The following is a 17,055-nucleotide window of genomic DNA, read 5'->3' as shown; positions in this document are numbered from 1 at the left end:
TCAAAATTTATTGTCATATTTGCACATATTTTCACAAGGAATGGACAACAAAACATCAATCACCATACACGATATTGCCCGCGAATTAAAAATTTCAGCATCCACCGTATCCCGGGCTTTAAACGATAATCCGCGAATCAGCCAGGCCACGAAAGATAAAATCAAAACGCTTGCGCTGCAAATGGGTTATCAACCCAATACCATCGCATCGAACCTGAGAAACCGGAAAACCAACACCATTGGCATTGTTGTTCCACTGATCAATCGTCATTTCTTTTCTACATTTATTACCGGAGTTGAAGATGTTGCGTTTGCAAAAGGTTACAATGTAATCATCTCGCAATCAAACGACCTGTTGGAAAAAGAAAAAAAAATTGTACATTCTCTTTTCTCGAACCGGGTGGACGGATTGATTGCTTCGCTAAGCATGCAAACCAATGAATTTGATCATTTTCAACTATTTACCAACAAGAATATTCCGCTGGTATTTTTCGACCGGGTTGTGCCGGGACTTGATGCCCATAAAATTGTAGTGGATGATTTTTCGGTTGGTTTTACAGCCACACAACACCTGATTGAGCAGGGCTATCAACGGATCGCCCATTTAGCCGGTCCTACCGTGTTAAATACCTACCGCGACCGGATGGAAGGTTATATTTCGGCGCTGAAAAAGAACAATCTTCCGGTTATTGAAGAGCTGATTATCTGCAACCGGTTGACCCGGATGGATGGACAGGAAGCCATTAAACAACTACTGGCTCTTCCCCACCCGCCCGATGCCGTTTTTTGCGGAAACGACACCTCTGCCCTGAGTATGATTGTTTATCTGAAAAAAAACGGAATGAACATACCGGAAGAATTCGGAATCATTGGGTTCAGCAATGAACCCTTTTCCGAGGTGGTTACTCCGTCCATTTCCACGCTGAAACAACCGGCATTTGAAATGGGCGTTAAAGCTGCAGAATTACTGATTGAGGAAATCGACGCCAAAAACAAATCAAAAAGGTACCAAACGATTATCATGCCTACCGAACTGGTTGTCAGGGAGTCATCATTACGAAAAAGCTAAACAATTCAGTTTGCCTTCTTAAAAATCAAGAGTCAGTTGAACAGGTCCCTTTTCGCTATGCGGAAAATTGGAAACCGTGAGGCCGAGTAGTCGCACTCCTTTCACAAAAGGCGCTTCATTTTTCAGCAATTCCAGACCAACACGATGAAGGACATCCTGTGTTTCAATCAGTCCAGGGAGTGTTTTACTACGGGTAATTTGCTCAAAATCAGCAAATTTTATCTTTAATGTCAGTGTTCGGCCCCAACTCCTCGACTTTGACAAACGACGCCACAATTCGTCTTCAACTTCCTGCATCCGCCCGCTCAGATCGTCCAGGCTAAAATAATCGGCACTAAAGGTATTCTCTGCGCCAAGCGACTTTCGCTCCCGGCTGGGCACAACCGGACGCAGATCAATTCCGCGAACGATCTGATAATAATAACTACCCGATTTCCCAAATTGACGTAACAAATCGGCCTGATCCATTCTTTTGAGGTCGGCCCCGGTATAAATTCCTTGTTTATTCAGTTTCCCGGCTGTTACCCTGCCAATTCCAAAAAATTTATGAATATCCAGCTTCTCCAGAAAAGCTTCGGCCTGATCGGGAGTGATGACAAATAACCCGTCCGGTTTATTGATATCGGAAGCCACCTTCGCCAGAAATTTACAATACGAAACACCGGCGGAAGCCGTCAGACCGGTTGCTTCCTTAATCCTTTTTTTTATTTCTTTGGCGATAAGCGTAGCCGAAGGCTTTCCCTTTTTGGCCATCGTTACGTCCAGAAACGCTTCGTCCAGCGATAACGGTTCAACCAAATCGGTGTACTCGTAAAAAATATCGCGAATTTGCCGGCTTACGGTTTTATACTTTTCAAAATTGCCTTTCACAAAAATAAGGTTTGGACATTTTCGCCTGGCCAGAATGGACGACATTGCCGATCGGACGCCAAATTTTCGGGCCTCGTAACTGGCTGCCGCGATAACTCCCCGCACATGATCGCCTCCGACAACAACCGGTTTTCCTCTCAACGAAGGGTTGTCGCGTTGCTCAACGGAAGCATAAAAAGCATCCATGTCGACATGTATAATTTTTCGTACGGGTGTATCCATTTTTCGCTGGCCCTCCAACACCGAATCGCTTCGTTCTTCAGTCCGTATTGACCGCTGTGTCCAAACGCTGAAACAGCGGATCAGACATCCCCGGTGCTATCATCCGCATTATTTTTTCATGAAATCGGAAAAAGCATTGTAATTCCCCCGGTTTTGCTGAGCATCCCGCAAATCGTGCTGTTGCTGCTGCCATTGCACCGCCAGATCAGACAACACCGGATCAGCGTGTTTGAAAAACATTTTATAGGTGGTGCAAAAACGCGGTTTCCGGTTGTCACGCGGATCTTTTATCCGGTCTTTCGTGCAACCGCCGTAACATTTGGTCAGCCACGAACATTGGCGGCATTCGCGGGGCAGCAATGCTTTGGCCTGACCGAACACAGACTGCTTTTTAGAGTTCAGCATATTGATGATCCGGTCGTGCATGATATTACCCAACTTCCACTTAGGTTCCACAAAAAAATCGCAGCTGTATACGTTACCGTTGTGTTCGATTACCACGTAAGGGCCACATTCTTTCATCAAGGTACATTCGGGCGCTTCCAAACCAACATAGGTATAAAAAACCGACTCGAAGTGACGGATTGAGGTGGTAGGCTGTCCATCTTTGAAATCGGCCAGCCACAAGTCGAACAATTTATTCAGAAACCGACCGTAATCCTCGGCCGAAACCGAAAAATCAGCTGCTTTCGCGGGGTTATTTTTATCAGTTTCCACAATCGGGATAAACTGCATAAAGGTTAATCCCAGCTCCTTGTAGTAATGATACAACTCTTCGGGATGTTTCACGGAATGACTGGTCACACAGCACATGGCATTGGCAGCCACTCCTTCGTCCAGTAACATTTTTGCATGGTCTTCCACGCGTTGGTGTGTTCCTTTACCTCCGTGGTCAAAGCGGTAATGATCATGAATAAACTTCGGCCCGTCAAGCGAGAGGCCTACCAGCCAATCGTATTTTTTCAGAAATTTGGCCCAGTCGCGGTTCAGCAAAAGCCCATTGGTTTGCAATCCATTTCCTACCATCTGACCATGACCGTACTTCATTTCCAGTTCAACGGCCCGTTGATAAAATTCCAGTCCCATCAAGGTGGGTTCGCCACCCTGCCAGGCCAGCGAAACGCTTTCGCCCGATTGCTGCATCACCTGCCTGATGGTTTCTTCCTGCACTTCGGCGCTCATCCGGTGTGTTCTTGTCTGGTCGAACAGGGCCGACTTCTCAAGGTAAAAACAATAGGTACAATTTAAATTGCAATCGGGCCCTGAAGGCTTGATCAAGACCGAATTAAGGGGTTTTATTTTCTTTACCATCTCCGAATGTTCAACTGATAATGAATCACAAACATACTAAAACGATCGAAAGCCTCAAACAACGACCGGATATATACCTGAAAAAGTCAGGTAACTAAAAAGCGCCTGCTCTCCGGGCTGGAACAGGCGCTTTATTCTTAAGTGATGATGACCCCAGTTAATAACGATAAACCCCCTCGTAAGTAAATGTTTGATTGTTGTAATCTTTGCAGGTAATAACATAAGCCGCTGTATCCTGCCCTTCAATTTGAATAGCAGACATATCGAATGTCACAAATGCCGTCATCCGGTACCGCGGGTCGTCACCGTTGTCGTTGTGCCTTAACTCGAGCGCTATCGGCTGATCATCGCCCGTCAGCTCACCCGGTTCTTTTACCAGATTGATAAAATGGGTCTTTACATTTCCGTAAAAAACAAGTTCGAAAGTCAGCATGTGGTTCGTTTTCCAAACATCTTCAACCTTAATCGGATCGTTACCGATACTGTCTTCTATGGCTGGTGTTATATCCAGTATCCCCTTGTACAAGATGTCCTTCAACGAGTTGACTTTTACGTAGTACTGCTTAACTTCATCATTTACCAGCTTGTCGCCTAAAATGGTATAATTAACCAGAACACGGTCATAATCCTCCCAATCATGAACATGGCTCCAGTTTACAGGAAAAAGCTCAGAACCATTATCCATTTTTATGGTAAAACTTGTCCCGTCATTGTCTTCAGGTTCAATCAAGCCAAAACCAATCCAGAATTTCCCAAGCGAATAATGGTCATCATCATCCAGATCGCAGCTAAATAAACTAATGGCAATCAGACCGATCAAGCCAAATCTTAAAAACTGTTTCATAGTCCTTCTTTTTAGTGTTTATACCAAAGATTCGGATTTGACAAAAATGGTTGCGTTATTGATGCAAAAAAAATGGCACAACAATTGGTATTTATTTTTAAATATATCTATATATTTATATTTTTACAATGTAATAGGAATGAAGTAAAAAGTAATAAAATCATTGAGATACAATTATGAAAAAGCTACTATTTGTTCTTACGCTCGCAGCCTTCAGTTTTCAGGCATGTGTAGCCGGAAACGGACAAGCAAGTCCTGATCCTGGTCAAACGACAACAGTTTCGCAAAATACAAACGAAAAAGGCGGGACCATTTTAATTACGAAAGATCAATTTTTGAAAGAAGTGTGGAATTACAATGAATCGCCCAATGAATGGAAATTTCTCGGCAAGGAACCGGCAATAATCGATTTTTATGCCGACTGGTGTGGCCCTTGTCGTACGGCTTCTCCGATTTTGGAGGAAATTTCGCACGAATTTGCAGGCAAAGTAAAAATCTACAAAATTGACACGCAAAAAGAACGCGAACTCGCCGGCGTATTTGGCATTCAAAGCATCCCGGCCTTTTTGTATATTCCGGCTGACGGGAAACCGGTAATGACATCCGGCATCGCGCGCACCAAAGAAGAAACGAAAGCCATGTTTATCGAAAACATCAATAAATTTCTGCTAAGCAAGAAGTAACAGGAGCCGGAAGATCCGAAAAATCAGCCGTTTTATGGATGATTTTTACGAGCCCGCCGTGCAAAATATTGGGTTTGATAGTCAGAACACCCCGAACGATAAGCAAAACAACCGGTTTAATAAATACGGGATAATCCTTATTGAAAAATATTCCGGGTTGGTTTAAATTGCATGTTCACAACCGAAAGAATATGGCTGCGGCAGAAAGTTTTGTACGGCATTACAACAAGTCTTTATTTAAAGCTGTAAATAAAAAAGATGAAACTCCGTTAAGGGGAAAGAATATTTTCATTAACGAGTTCCTGATTTATGTACCTGAAATTCTGGATGAGTTGCAGCAATATATCGACAGCAGCCAATTGCATAATTTTTACATCAAGTTAAATAACCTCAAATTTTTGGTCGAATACGCCGACGACCTGAACCGGTACTGGTTTGTGCTGCGGGCCTATTCCGGGGGATTACGAAAACTGATGGAAGAAAAAACCGTCAGGCATTCCCTGGATGTTTATTTGTATTATTACCTAAAATACGGGAAACGACGGATCCTGAAGGATGAAAACTGGTTCGAACACAAACGCTGGGAATTCTTGGACCAGCTTACCAAAGTTGACGATGAGAATGAACTTGCCGCCTTTATAAACCGGATGATGGAGTCGCTTGACCAATATTTTCAGGTCTATAAAAATGAATTACTCCGGTTTCACTCCGATGTAAAAAAGATCATTGAAGCAGATTAAATTTCAGTCATCAACCAGTAATAAGAAAAGCCGTCAGTGTGTGAAGCTGACGGCTTTTTATTTGTTTGAAAAAACGTTTGAATCTGTGTGTGTGTGAACTTAAAATTACTCTGAAACTACTTCGAAATCGAAGTCAACAATTACTTCTCTGTGAAGTTTAATTTTGGCGGTGTATTTACCAACAGCCTTAATACTGTCTTCTGCAATACGGATTTGTTTCCGGTCAATTTCGAAACCAAGTTTACCTATCGCTTCAGCTAACTGGATGGTATTAACAGAACCAAAAATTTTACCTGAAGAACTGGTTTTTGCACCAATCACAACACCCTGGCCTTCCAATTTTGAGGCAAGCGCCAAAGCTGCATCTTTCAGTTTCGCTTCTTTATGAGCACGTTGTCTGATATTTTCAGCCAGTACTTTTTTGGTAGACGAATTGGCCACAATAGCCATCTTTTGAGGAATCAGAAAGTTACGTCCGTAACCATCTTTTACTTTGACGATGTCATCTTTGCTCCCCAAATTTTGAATATCTTGCAATAAAATAATTTCCATTTTCTTTTCTTTTACTTATTTCAACATATCTGTCACGAAGGGCAGCAAGGCCAAATGACGGGCTCTTTTAACAGCTTTAGCCACTTTACGCTGATACTTCAGTGAAGTACCGGTGATCCGACGCGGAAGAATACGACCTTGTTCGTTCAGGAATTTTTTCAGGAATTCCGGATCTTTGTAATCCACGAACTTAATCTTGTTCTTTTTAAAGCGGCAGTACTTTTTCTTTTTGATTTCAACCGACGGGGGGGTCAGGTATCTGATTTCACCTTGATTACTTGCCATAGCTTAGTTCTCCTTTTCAGTTTTAGCTTTCAAATTATTTTTTCTTTTCTCACTGTATTCGACCGCATATTTGTCTAACTTGAAAGTCAGAAAACGAATAATGCGTTCGTCACGACGATACTGGATTTCTAACGTCTGGATGAATTCAGGTTCAGCTTTGAACTCAAACAAATGATAAAACCCGGTGCTTTTTTTCTGAATGGGATAAGCCAATTTACGCAATCCCCAGTCCTCTTCATTGACAATTTCGCCACCGTTCCCGGTGATGATGTCTCTGAATTTACTTACCGCTTCCTTTATCTGGGCTTCAGATAAAACGGGAGTTGCAATGAAAACGGTTTCATACTGGTTTTTCATAAAACATCTAATTTATTAAACATTAAAAATTTACACCTATATTTTAGGTCGCGCAAAATTAGGAATATTTTATTTCTGTGCAAAGTGTTTTATTGCTTTTTCGCCGCCTGGGGCCTGAATGGTTAATCCTAAGTCAATTTTAAGAATTTGCCTGTTTGATCCAATGGATGATGGCGAACTGCCTCCAAATCCAATTGTTTGCTACTTTTGCAGCACAAAATCTACAAAATGACATTGGATAAACATCCCGATGCGGAAGCGCTGATATTCGACCTGGACGGAACCTTGTCGGATTCGCTTCCTGTACATATTGCTACCTGGTACAAAGTCTGCGCCCACTATAATTGCCGCTTTGATGAGAAGATGGTTAACGAACTGACGGGCATGCCAACGATCCGTTTCGCCGAACGTATTATCGCCGACAACCGGCTTGAAGGGGTTAATCCGGAAGAAATGGTCCGCATGAAACAGGAAATATTCTGGAGTTGCGCCGATTTGCTAAAACCTCATCCGCCAGTTGTTGATCTTGTGTACAAGTATCACGGTAAAATTCCATTGGCTGTTGGAACAGGCGCCAGTCGTCGCAGCGCCATGGTTCAACTCGAAAAGCTGAACCTGACCCGCTATTTCGATGCCATCGTCACGGCTGACGATGTCAGCAGCCACAAACCGGAACCCGAAACATTTTTAAAATGTGCCGGGTTGATTGGCGTTGCTCCTCAAAACTGCCAGGTGCTCGAAGACGGCGTCCTGGGTATGCAGGCCGCGAAAACAGCGGGAATGTACCTGACCGATGTCCGTCCGTTTACATACGGAAATTAGAAAATGGTTTACTTGATTAGGGTACAGTAATTATTGAAGGGGATGCGAATATTTAAACAAATGCTGATCATTCTGGGACTGAACTTTGGCGGTGAGCTCTTAAGTTCGCTGCTCCGGTTGCCGATCCCCGGGAGTATCACCGGCATGATTTTGCTGTTGGCCTTACTCCTGACCGGCGTATTAAAAGAGGAACACATTGCAGAAACAGCCGATTTTTTTCTGAACAACATGGGTTTCTTTTTCATTCCGGCCGGTGTTGGCATTATGGTTTCCTACCAGGCCATTGAAGGCAGCTATGCCGAAACCATTTCGGTTATTATCCTCTCCACGCTGATTGTTTTAACAGTAACCAGCCTGGTTACCCAATTGCTCATCAAATCGGGAAACAAAAATGATCGAAAAACTGACTGATACCCATCTGTTTGGCATCCTCCTTTCGGTTGCCTGTTTTTACGGCATTGCTTTTTTTCGAAACCGAACGCGGAGAAACTGGATCAACCCCTTGTTGTTATCCATCGCGCTCATTATCCTCATTTTAAGCCTGACTGACATTCCTTTTGAAAATTACATGAAAGGCGGCAGCGTGATCCATGCTTTTCTGGGACCGGTTACCGTGGTTTTGGCCTTACCGCTGTACCGTCAACGAAAATTACTGATCGCCCATAAATACTCCATCATGGGCGGCATCCTTTCGGGGGTGATTTCGGCGATCGTGTCGGTGATTGTGCTTTGCCGCTGGCTGGGACTGAATGAGCTACTCGAACGTTCGCTCCTGCCCCACAGCGTGACCACGCCTATTGGGATCGGCTTAAGCGATTTACTTGGCGCCACCGAAGGCATTGTGATCCTGTCGATTATTATTACCGGCATATTGGGCGCCCTGGCTGCTCCGCTTGTATACAGGCTCCTGCGTATTGTTCACCCGGTTGCCCGGGGTATTGGCCTCGGCACCTCGGCACATGCTTTGGGTACCACCAAAGCGATTGAAATGGGAGAAACTGAGGGAGCTATGAGCAGTTTGGCGATTGGGCTTGCCGCATTGACCACCGTCGTATTTGTTATTCTGCTCCAGTATTTTCAGTGGTATTAATCCGCTTGGTTTAAATAACGATCCAGTTCAACGGCAATTCGTGTGTGATCGATATCCTTCCCGATAAACACCAGGGTATTTAAATGCTGTTCCGAAGGTAAAATCAACGACCCGGAGGTGTAAGAAACAGCGCCGCCCACAGCCTGTACAATCACTTTATCGGGTGAGTTTTTGGGAAATAAAACACCTTTTACCCGGTAAATTTCCAATTGATTGATCGCAACAAAATAATTAAACCAGTATTGAAAACGATCCAGGTCGAGCTCGCCAGGAAACTGATGGGTGAAGGTGGTAAACTTTTTTGACTCAATTACCGGAAATAGCCGCGGAGCCATCAGTTTTTGCTCCATCCGCACTTGATTTTTCTCTGCAAAATCCTCCAAATGAAAGCCTTCGAGTTGAGAAAAGTTAGTGCGAAAAATAGTTGCCGAAGAATTAAATGCGGTTAATCGCCTTTCAATTTCAGCCAAACGTCGTTCATCCAGTCCGGCCGTTTTGTTTATCAGCAGCAAATCGCTCAGGATCACCTGCATGTGCTGCTCGTGCCCGTTTAGCTGTTCATCGACATTCAGGGCATCCACCAGGCAAATGCTGCCCAGCAGGTGAAAACGTTTCTTCAGGTCCTCATCGCCATAAAACGGACGGATGATATTCGATAAATCAGCAACTCCGGTTGTTTCGATCAGCAAATAGTCAATTTCGCCTGCTTTTTCAGCCAAATCGAGCAGGGTAAGCGAAAACTCGTTCGAAATACTGCAGCAAATACAACCGTTACTTAAATCGAAAATATTCTCAGAACGCATTCCCACAATCAGCTCTGCATCGATGGAGGCCATCCCAAACTCATTTTCAACCAGGGCCAGCTTCACATGCGGATGTGCTTTAATCAGTTCGTTGATAAAAGTCGTCTTTCCCGACCCTAAGAATCCGGTAACTAAAATAACAGGTATTTTTGCTTGTTCTTTCACCTATATAAATTCTGAATAAAAAAGTCGCCTTCCCCTCCGGAACTCCGGTACATTGATGCTCAGATACTTTTTAACGTCTCCATGCCCCATGCCCCAAGCTCCAAACCACAATCACCAATGACTAATGACTAATGACCAATGACTAATCCACCAACTTCATTCATTGATATTCATCCGGGCAAAAGGGATCGCATCCTGCCCGATAAACTCGCGTTTTTGGTATTTGTAGTACCCGGTAATGGCAATCATGGCGGCATTGTCCATCGTAAAGGCAAATTTGGGAATGAACAGGTTCCACCGGCGCTTTTGCGCTTCGGTTCGCAAGGCATTCTGCAGTCCCGAATTAGCCGATACCCCTCCGGCCACCGTTATCTCGCGGATACCCGTTTGTTTGGCCGCTTTCACCAGTTTGTCCATCAAAATATCGATGATGGTTTTTTGCAGCGAGGCGCATAAATCGGGTTTATTTTCTTCAATAAAATGTTCATTCTCCTGCAACCGGTCGCGCAGAAAATACAAGAAACTGGTTTTCAATCCGCTAAAACTGTAGTCGAGCCCGGCAATACGGGGCTTGGCAAACTGAAAAGCACCTGCATTTCCTTCTTTAGCCAAACGGTCAATCATGGGACCTCCCGGATAGGGCATGCCCATCACCTTGGCGCATTTATCAAAGGCCTCGCCGGCAGCATCATCGATGGTCTGTCCAATCACCTCCATTTCCAGGTAGTCCTTTACGAGGATAATCTGCGAATTTCCACCGCTCACCAGGAGGCACAAATGCGGAAATTTGGGTTCCCGGAATTCAACATCCTTTTCCCGGATAAAGTGTGCCAGAACGTGTCCCTGCAAATGATTAATATCGATCATCGGGATACCCGAAGCCAACGCAAATCCCTTGGCAAAGGAGGTACCAACCAGTAACGAACCCAGCAATCCCGGTCCCCGCGTAAAAGCAACGGCCGTGATTTCATCACGCGTCACGCCTGCCTGCTTCATGGCCTGGTCAACCACGGGCACAATGTTTTGCTGATGCGCCCTCGAAGCCAGTTCGGGCACAACGCCGCCATATGCTTCATGGACCTTTTGGCTGGCAATGATGTTCGATAACAGGTATCCGTTTCGGATCACCGAAGCTGATGTATCATCGCAGGAAGATTCGATTCCTAAAATTGTAATATCCTGTAATTGTCCCATTAATTTTTCGTTGCAATTTTTAAATATATTTCACAAGTACACTTAACGAAATCCACCGAATTTAGTTTATTTTGCCTTAAATACAGGAAGGCAAAAATATTAAAAAATCAGTCAAAATATCACTCTGGGTTCTGGGCACATTGGCGGCGCTTATGTTATCGCTTTTTCTGGCTTTTCAGACAAGCGTCGTTCAAACATTTATTGCCAGCCGGATCACCGGACACCTGTCTGAAAAATTAAATGCAAAAATCAGCATTAAGCGGGTCGACATTGCTTTTTTCAACAAAGTTATTCTGAATGAAGTGCTCATCGAAGATCAAAAAGCGGATACGCTTTTCTATGTAAATAAACTGGTTGCTTCAATTAACAAATTCAGTCTGAAACGAAGAAACGTGAGCTTATCGTCATTGGCTTTACTGGACACCCGGATGTACGTATCGCTGGATGAAGATCACTTGCCAAACTACAAATTCTTGATTGATGCCCTTCGAAAACCGAAAAAAGAAGATCAAACGCAAAGCTGGGATATTTCGTGCCGGAATTTTACCTTTAACGATACCCGTTTGGGGTATTCCTATCTCCAGAAAGAAGGTGTTCATCTGATCGACTTGTATAATATACAGCTCGACCTGACGGACCTGCATTTGCATCAGGATTCCATATCTTTCCGAATCAATCAACTTAGCTTTGATGACAATAAATCATTCACATTAAATGAATTGAGTGTCAACTTCGTTTCGTACCAACATATCATCAAACTGAACGATTTAAAGCTGATTACCCCAAATTCAAAAATCGCAGATGCCAATTTCACGATCGACCAGACCAACCTCGAAAAAGGGAAAGATCTGACTTATTCTGAAGTTGACCTGGAGTTAAATGAATCGGTTCTCGATTTCCGGGACCTTTCGCAATTTGTACCGTCACTGAAAGGAATGGATTTGGAGATGAACTTGTCGGGCCATATTTACGGCACAATGAAAGACCTGAAAGCCAAGGATCTTGCCATCTCTTTTGGTAATTATTCGAGCCTGAGTTGTGATTTTTACATCAACGGACTCCCGAACATTGAAGAATCCTACATGTATCTCGACCTGAAAAACATGACGACCGATTTCAGGGATATCGGCAAAATCAGATTGCCGGATTCAGCCGGAGGAAAATACCCCGATATCCCCGATTTTTTATACGACGCCGGTATCATTCAATACCGGGGAAATTTTTCGGGGTTCTGGAGCGATTTTGTAGCCTACGGCTCCATGAGATCCAACTTCGGGCGACTCGACACCGACCTGTCATTCAACCCGTCGGCCAACAATTCGCTGGAAATAAAAGGACATTTAAAAACGGTAAATTTTGGTTTAGGCCGGTTGTTGCATGCGAAAGAGTTGGGGGGCATTACATTTAACGGACAAATTAACGGACGTTATCAAAAGGCCCGAAAAAACTTCACGGCCAATATTGACGGGGTAATCGACAGTATATTTTGTAATTCTTACCAATATAAAAACATCATCCTCGACGGTCAGCTGCAAGACCAGAAATTTGAAGGAGATTTAAGTATTGACGATAAAAACCTGAAAGCGCGCTTTGCCGGGAAAGTTGACCTGAACCCGAAAATACCGGTTTTCGACTTTGAGCTTTTGCTCAACCGGGCTAACCTGGTGGCTTTGAATATTGATAAAAAATATCGGAATTCGGACCTCACCTTAGACATGAAGGCCAACTTTACCGGGAACAGCATCGACAATCTGAACGGGACCATCTGGTTCGATGACGGTTTGTATGCGAACGAAAACGATTTCTTTCTATTAAACAGCCTGATTATTTCGACCTTTACCGATCAGGTTAGAAATCTGCAGCTCCGGTCCGACTTTATCGATTTGGATATCAAAGGGTCGTATTCGTTTGTGACTATCAAACAGGGCTTTGAAAACCTGATTCACCATTATCTCCCTGCCTCGGGCATTGAATACCAGGCAACCCCGGGTTTAAACAACTTCAGTTTTGATGTAGACATCAAAAACGCCGACCCCGTCACGCAAACTCTTTTTCCGAACCTGTATATCAGTCCGTCCAATATACTCGGCCGGTTTGATGAAAAAAAGCATCAGATCGATCTTTACACCGAGGTTCCCCTGATTGAATACAACGACATGGTTTTTAAAGGATATTCATTATCCCTTCACTCGGATGAACAACTTAGCGTAAAAAGCCGGCTCGAAGAGTTCCAGACCAGCAACGGACAAAAACTATACAATCTGGCTTTCCTCTCCGATGCAAAAAATAACGATATGCATGCCAAAGTGGTCTGGAACAATTACGATATCCGAACCTACAGCGGGGAAATTGAAACGAAAGCTAATTTCTCGATGGAAACAGCCGGTGAACCGCAGGTCAACCTGTCAGTTTTGCCTACCAAAATCTATCTGGCCGATACCTTATGGACCATTCAACCCTCGGCCATTAAAATTGACTCGTCGCGGATTGAAGTAAACAACTTCGTCATTTCCAACAATAAACAGTATTTTGCACTCGACGGAGTCATTTCGAAGGACAAAAGCGAACGCATCAACCTGAAAGTAAACGAGTTCAACCTGAACAACCTGAATCTGATTGTCGATAAAAAGCTCAATTTCCAGGGTTTATTAAGCGGCACCGCCAGTGTTTTCGATATTTATGAGAAAGCGCTAATCATGTCAGATCTAAAAATCAGAGATTTTAAATACGGGGAAAGAGAAATTGGCAACATCAGCATCCTGAGCAAATGGGACCGGCCTTCGCAATCGTTACAATCGGAATTAATTGTTGACAACAACAACCAGCAGGTTTTATATGGTTATGGAAGTTATATGCCCTCGCGCGACAGTCTCGACTTTACGGTGAATGTCGATAATTTGTCCTTAACCGTACTTCAACCTGTTCTCGAAAACAGTTTTAGCAATATCCACGGCAATGCAACCGGCGAAATTAAAATCTACGGGAAACCAGATAAAATACTGATGCGGGGAGACGTTTACGGGCACAATGCCGGATTTTCGCTCGACTATCTGCAAATGAGCTATTATTTCAGCGATCTGGTCAAATTCAGGGGCGACTCCATCGTTTTTGACCAGATTACAGTTTATGATTTCGAAGGAGACAAAGGCACCTTCAACGGATCGATCCGGCACGATAATTTTGAAAATATGGACTACGACCTCCGGCTTCAGTCGTCCAGATTTCTGGCCATCAACACCACTTCCCGCCACAACGAACAGTTTTACGGGAAAATATATGCGAACGGTTTGCTGCATATTACCGGAAAAGGATCGGAAATCTGGCTGAACGGCTCTGCCCGGACAATGAATGGCACTACCATCAACATATCGCTCGATTACGATAAGGAGGCTCAGGTGTATGACTTCATCCGCTTTATCAACAGCAAAGATTCTGTTGTCGGCAAGGAACGGATTTTGCCTAAAAGCAGATCAAAAACCTGGATGAACTTCGATGTCGATATCAGTCCCGACGCCCGGTTCCAGTTAATCTATAATTCGCAGATCGGCGATATGATCAGGTCGCAGGGAAACGGTAACCTTCAGATCGAAATTGATCCTGATTTTAATATCAACATGTCCGGGACCTTTCATGTGGAAAAAGGAGACTACCTGTTTACCCTGCAAAATGTGATTAACAAAAAATTTGAAATCGAACAGGGAGGGTCCATCAGGTGGAGCGGTGACCCTTACAATGCCGATATCAGCCTGAGCGCGATCTATCGGCTACGGGCCACATTAAATGAGTTATTTGCCGGAACAAATGAGTACATTGACCAGAACATGCGCATCCCGGTTAATTGTAAAATTCTACTGACCGATAATCTGAATAATCCGTCCATCGCGTTTGACATTGCCTTCCCTTCGGCAGAAAAAATAATTGAAGAGCAAGTCAGGCAATTTTTCAGCACCGAAGAAGATATGAACCGGCAGATTCTGTCGTTGCTGGTACTGGGGCGTTTTTATACGCCGGAATACCTGCGGGGGTCGTACGAAGCATCGAATCCGAACCTGGTGGGGACAACCTCCAGCGAACTATTCTCGAACCAGCTGAGTAACTGGCTGTCTCAAATCAGCAACGATTTCGACATCGGTGTAAATTACCGCCCGGGCAGCCAGATGAGTAACGACGAGATTGAACTGGCCCTGAGCACACAGATTTTCAACGACCGGGTTACGGTAAACGGCAACATCGGCAATAACAGTACGCAGGCCGTGGCCGCCAACAATGCAAACATTGTGGGCGACTTCGACATTAACGTAAAACTCACCCGCAACGGGAAATTACAGTTTAAAGCCTACAATCATTCCAATACCAATATTATTTACGAAACCTCGCCCTATACGCAGGGAATCGGGCTTGTGTACCGCGAAAATTACGACACCTTTGACGAACTGTGGGCAAAATTCACCCGCCTGTTCCGGAAGAAAAATACAGCTGCTTCCCGTTGATACAGCGATACCGGATTCGGCTGAGTTTGTCTCAAACTCCCGGATATCTTCTGTTAATCATTCCTCGTTTGCTCATAAAACGCCTGAACACCCGGATAATGAAACTTCTTACGGGCCACATTTTCGGAGTAAATAAAATAGTTGATTCTTGCCTCGGTGCACAAGATACCTTCGGCATTAAACAATTGAGCCAGGATCGTAGCAATCCGTTTGTTTTGTTCCAGCAAGCGGCCACGCAGGACAACTTTTCCCTGGTTGGTATAAACCGGATTCGTGTATTTAACCTGCATCTCCGTCGTAACTCCTGCTGTCCGGCATTTGGTATACACCACCCAGGCCGCTATCTCGTCGAGCAGCGTGGCCTGAATCCCTCCGTGTAACACGTTAACCCAGCCCATAAACTCACGACGCGGAAGCCATTCGGCATAAAGTCCTTCCCCTTCATCCCAAAATTCCAGTTTTATCCCGATCGGGTTGTGGGGCGAACATCCAATACATTGGTATTGATCCGGATCGTCGTTCAGGTGCACATTGAGTATTTTTTTCATGCCATAAAAAAAGAGGCTGTATCAAAAGTCCTTAACAGAGTCATCCTGTCCGGAAGTTGCCGGACGGGAAGCCTAGATTCTCAAAGATTAAGGACTTCTGATACAGCCTCATACGTGTTTAGTTATTTCCAAGAATCAGCGGGAGTCCGTCTTTTCCGCTTCCTACCACCACAACTTTTGCATTCGGCGATTGGGCCAAATCGAGTGTAGCTTCAATACCACGTTGTTTCAAAATATTATCCGTCAAACTGGAGTTAATAATCCGGTTAAATGCAGCAATACCTTCCGCTTCAATACGTTTACGTTCAGCCTCCGATGTTTCCCGGGTCAGCCTGAACTGGTAGGCAAGCGCTTCCTGCTCCTGTTTCAGTTTGTTTTCAATAGCAATCCGGATCTGATCAGGCAGGTTGATGGAACGGATCAGCAAGGCACGCATGTCGATATTGTTTGCTTCAAGAATCTCTTTCGTCTCGTTGATAATGGAAGATTCCACTTCGCTTCGTTTCGTCGAATAAATTTCTTCGGCAGTATACCGACCTGCTACCTGACGGACCGATGAACGGACTTCGGGAATAATCAGTTGTTCAATAAACCGCTTCCCGAATATTTCGTGCAGGTAACCGATCTGGTTGTACATGGGGTTAAACCTGACCGATACGTCGACATTTAACGACAAACCGTTTTTATCCAGCACATCCATGGTCTCTTCCCGCTGCTGTTCTTTCACATCGTAAACAATCATTTCATTCCACGGAGCAACAATGTGAAAACCTGGAATGTAAATGTGTTCCTTGTCCAGTCCCGAACTGAACGGACGAAAAACGATCGCCCGCTCGCCGGGCTGAATCGTGACAAACATGTTGCTTCCAAAAATGATCAGCACAACAAATACAACTGCGGCAATGATGAGGTAAGATTTTTTTAAGGAATTCATCGTGGTAAGTTTTCAATTATGATTTCTGTAAAAATAACGGATTTTGCCTAATTTCAGCCTGTTCATGGTTAATAAA

Annotated in this window: 17 protein-coding genes; 7 read left to right on the top strand and 10 right to left on the bottom strand. The window is 44.2% G+C overall.

What is annotated here, in order from left to right; genetic code table 11:
* Positions 1-40 precede the first annotated feature (40 nt).
* Positions 41-1,069: a LacI family DNA-binding transcriptional regulator gene (locus ACOIT5_RS16975; protein ID WP_423127350.1), complete on the top strand. Its 1,029-nt coding sequence runs from the start codon at positions 41-43 to the stop codon at positions 1,067-1,069.
* 18 nt (positions 1,070-1,087) lie between these two features.
* On the opposite strand, the gene dinB is transcribed toward ACOIT5_RS16975, so the two are convergent.
* The 3 genes from dinB to ACOIT5_RS16960 all read right to left on the bottom strand — a co-directional run bounded on the left by dinB (position 1,088) and on the right by ACOIT5_RS16960 (position 4,316).
* On the bottom strand, positions 1,088-2,161 hold the full coding sequence (dinB, locus tag ACOIT5_RS16970) for a DNA polymerase IV (protein WP_423127349.1): 1,074 nt from the start codon (positions 2,159-2,161) through the stop codon (positions 1,088-1,090).
* A 108-nt stretch (positions 2,162-2,269) separates the two neighbouring features.
* Complete coding sequence (locus ACOIT5_RS16965) at positions 2,270-3,472, bottom strand: anaerobic sulfatase maturase (protein ID WP_423127348.1); 1,203 nt, start codon at positions 3,470-3,472, stop codon at positions 2,270-2,272.
* A gap of 157 nt (positions 3,473-3,629) precedes the next feature.
* Entirely contained in the window at positions 3,630-4,316 is a 687-nt protein-coding gene (locus ACOIT5_RS16960; RefSeq protein ID WP_423127347.1) for a NigD-like protein, read from the bottom strand.
* 176 nt (positions 4,317-4,492) lie between these two features.
* On the opposite strand from ACOIT5_RS16960, the gene ACOIT5_RS16955 reads away from it, so the two are divergent.
* A complete protein-coding gene (locus ACOIT5_RS16955; RefSeq protein WP_423127346.1) occupies positions 4,493-4,999 on the top strand; it encodes a thioredoxin family protein in 507 nt (168 codons plus the stop codon).
* 191 nt (positions 5,000-5,190) lie between these two features.
* Positions 5,191-5,739, top strand: coding sequence for a hypothetical protein (locus tag ACOIT5_RS16950; protein WP_423127345.1), 549 nt, complete (start codon positions 5,191-5,193; stop codon positions 5,737-5,739).
* A 105-nt stretch (positions 5,740-5,844) separates the two neighbouring features.
* Here the strand turns inward: ACOIT5_RS16950 and rplI are convergent, their stop codons facing one another.
* Genes rplI through rpsF form a run of 3 tightly spaced genes read right to left on the bottom strand, consistent with a single transcriptional unit; the run spans position 5,845 to position 6,933 of the window.
* Positions 5,845-6,291, bottom strand: coding sequence for a 50S ribosomal protein L9 (rplI, locus tag ACOIT5_RS16945; RefSeq protein WP_423127344.1), 447 nt, complete (start codon positions 6,289-6,291; stop codon positions 5,845-5,847).
* A 15-nt stretch (positions 6,292-6,306) separates the two neighbouring features.
* Positions 6,307-6,576 carry a 30S ribosomal protein S18 gene (gene rpsR / locus ACOIT5_RS16940; RefSeq protein ID WP_282590340.1) on the bottom strand — a complete coding sequence of 90 codons (270 nt, stop codon included), beginning with the start codon at positions 6,574-6,576 and terminating at the stop codon, positions 6,307-6,309.
* A 3-nt stretch (positions 6,577-6,579) separates the two neighbouring features.
* Positions 6,580-6,933, bottom strand: coding sequence for a 30S ribosomal protein S6 (gene rpsF / locus ACOIT5_RS16935; protein WP_423127343.1), 354 nt, complete (start codon positions 6,931-6,933; stop codon positions 6,580-6,582).
* Between the two features lie 228 nt (positions 6,934-7,161).
* Between rpsF and ACOIT5_RS16930 the strand changes: the two genes are divergently transcribed.
* Genes ACOIT5_RS16930 through ACOIT5_RS16920 form a run of 3 tightly spaced genes read left to right on the top strand, consistent with a single transcriptional unit; the run spans position 7,162 to position 8,845 of the window.
* Positions 7,162-7,755 carry an HAD-IA family hydrolase gene (locus ACOIT5_RS16930; protein ID WP_423127342.1) on the top strand — a complete coding sequence of 198 codons (594 nt, stop codon included), beginning with the start codon at positions 7,162-7,164 and terminating at the stop codon, positions 7,753-7,755.
* A 42-nt stretch (positions 7,756-7,797) separates the two neighbouring features.
* On the top strand, positions 7,798-8,166 hold the full coding sequence (locus ACOIT5_RS16925; RefSeq protein WP_423127341.1) for a CidA/LrgA family protein: 369 nt from the start codon (positions 7,798-7,800) through the stop codon (positions 8,164-8,166).
* Entirely contained in the window at positions 8,147-8,845 is a 699-nt protein-coding gene (locus ACOIT5_RS16920) for an LrgB family protein (protein ID WP_423127340.1), read from the top strand. Before ACOIT5_RS16925 ends, ACOIT5_RS16920 begins: the two co-directional genes overlap by 20 nt.
* On the opposite strand, the gene ACOIT5_RS16915 is transcribed toward ACOIT5_RS16920, so the two are convergent.
* Positions 8,842-9,813 carry a CobW family GTP-binding protein gene (locus tag ACOIT5_RS16915; RefSeq protein WP_423127339.1) on the bottom strand — a complete coding sequence of 324 codons (972 nt, stop codon included), beginning with the start codon at positions 9,811-9,813 and terminating at the stop codon, positions 8,842-8,844. The genes ACOIT5_RS16920 and ACOIT5_RS16915 overlap by 4 nt on opposite strands.
* 156 nt (positions 9,814-9,969) lie before the next feature.
* The gene (gene tsaD / locus ACOIT5_RS16910) at positions 9,970-11,007 is read right to left on the bottom strand and encodes a tRNA (adenosine(37)-N6)-threonylcarbamoyltransferase complex transferase subunit TsaD (protein WP_423127338.1); all 1,038 of its coding nucleotides are present in this window, start codon (positions 11,005-11,007) and stop codon (positions 9,970-9,972) included.
* Between the two features lie 152 nt (positions 11,008-11,159).
* On the opposite strand from tsaD, the gene ACOIT5_RS16905 reads away from it, so the two are divergent.
* A complete protein-coding gene (locus ACOIT5_RS16905; RefSeq protein ID WP_423127337.1) occupies positions 11,160-15,497 on the top strand; it encodes a translocation/assembly module TamB domain-containing protein in 4,338 nt (1,445 codons plus the stop codon).
* Positions 15,498-15,550: 53 nt separating this feature from the next.
* Here the strand turns inward: ACOIT5_RS16905 and ACOIT5_RS16900 are convergent, their stop codons facing one another.
* Both ACOIT5_RS16900 and ACOIT5_RS16895 read right to left on the bottom strand, forming a co-directional pair.
* A complete protein-coding gene (locus ACOIT5_RS16900; protein ID WP_423127336.1) occupies positions 15,551-16,045 on the bottom strand; it encodes a PaaI family thioesterase in 495 nt (164 codons plus the stop codon).
* 118 nt (positions 16,046-16,163) lie between these two features.
* Complete coding sequence (locus tag ACOIT5_RS16895; protein WP_423127335.1) at positions 16,164-16,979, bottom strand: prohibitin family protein; 816 nt, start codon at positions 16,977-16,979, stop codon at positions 16,164-16,166.
* Positions 16,980-17,055 lie beyond the last annotated feature (76 nt).

This window comes from Gaoshiqia hydrogeniformans, from assembly GCF_049347105.1.
In the GTDB taxonomy this organism is placed as follows: Bacteria; Bacteroidota; Bacteroidia; order Bacteroidales; family Prolixibacteraceae; genus Gaoshiqia; species Gaoshiqia hydrogeniformans.
This window is presented reverse-complemented; position numbering and strand designations above follow the sequence as displayed.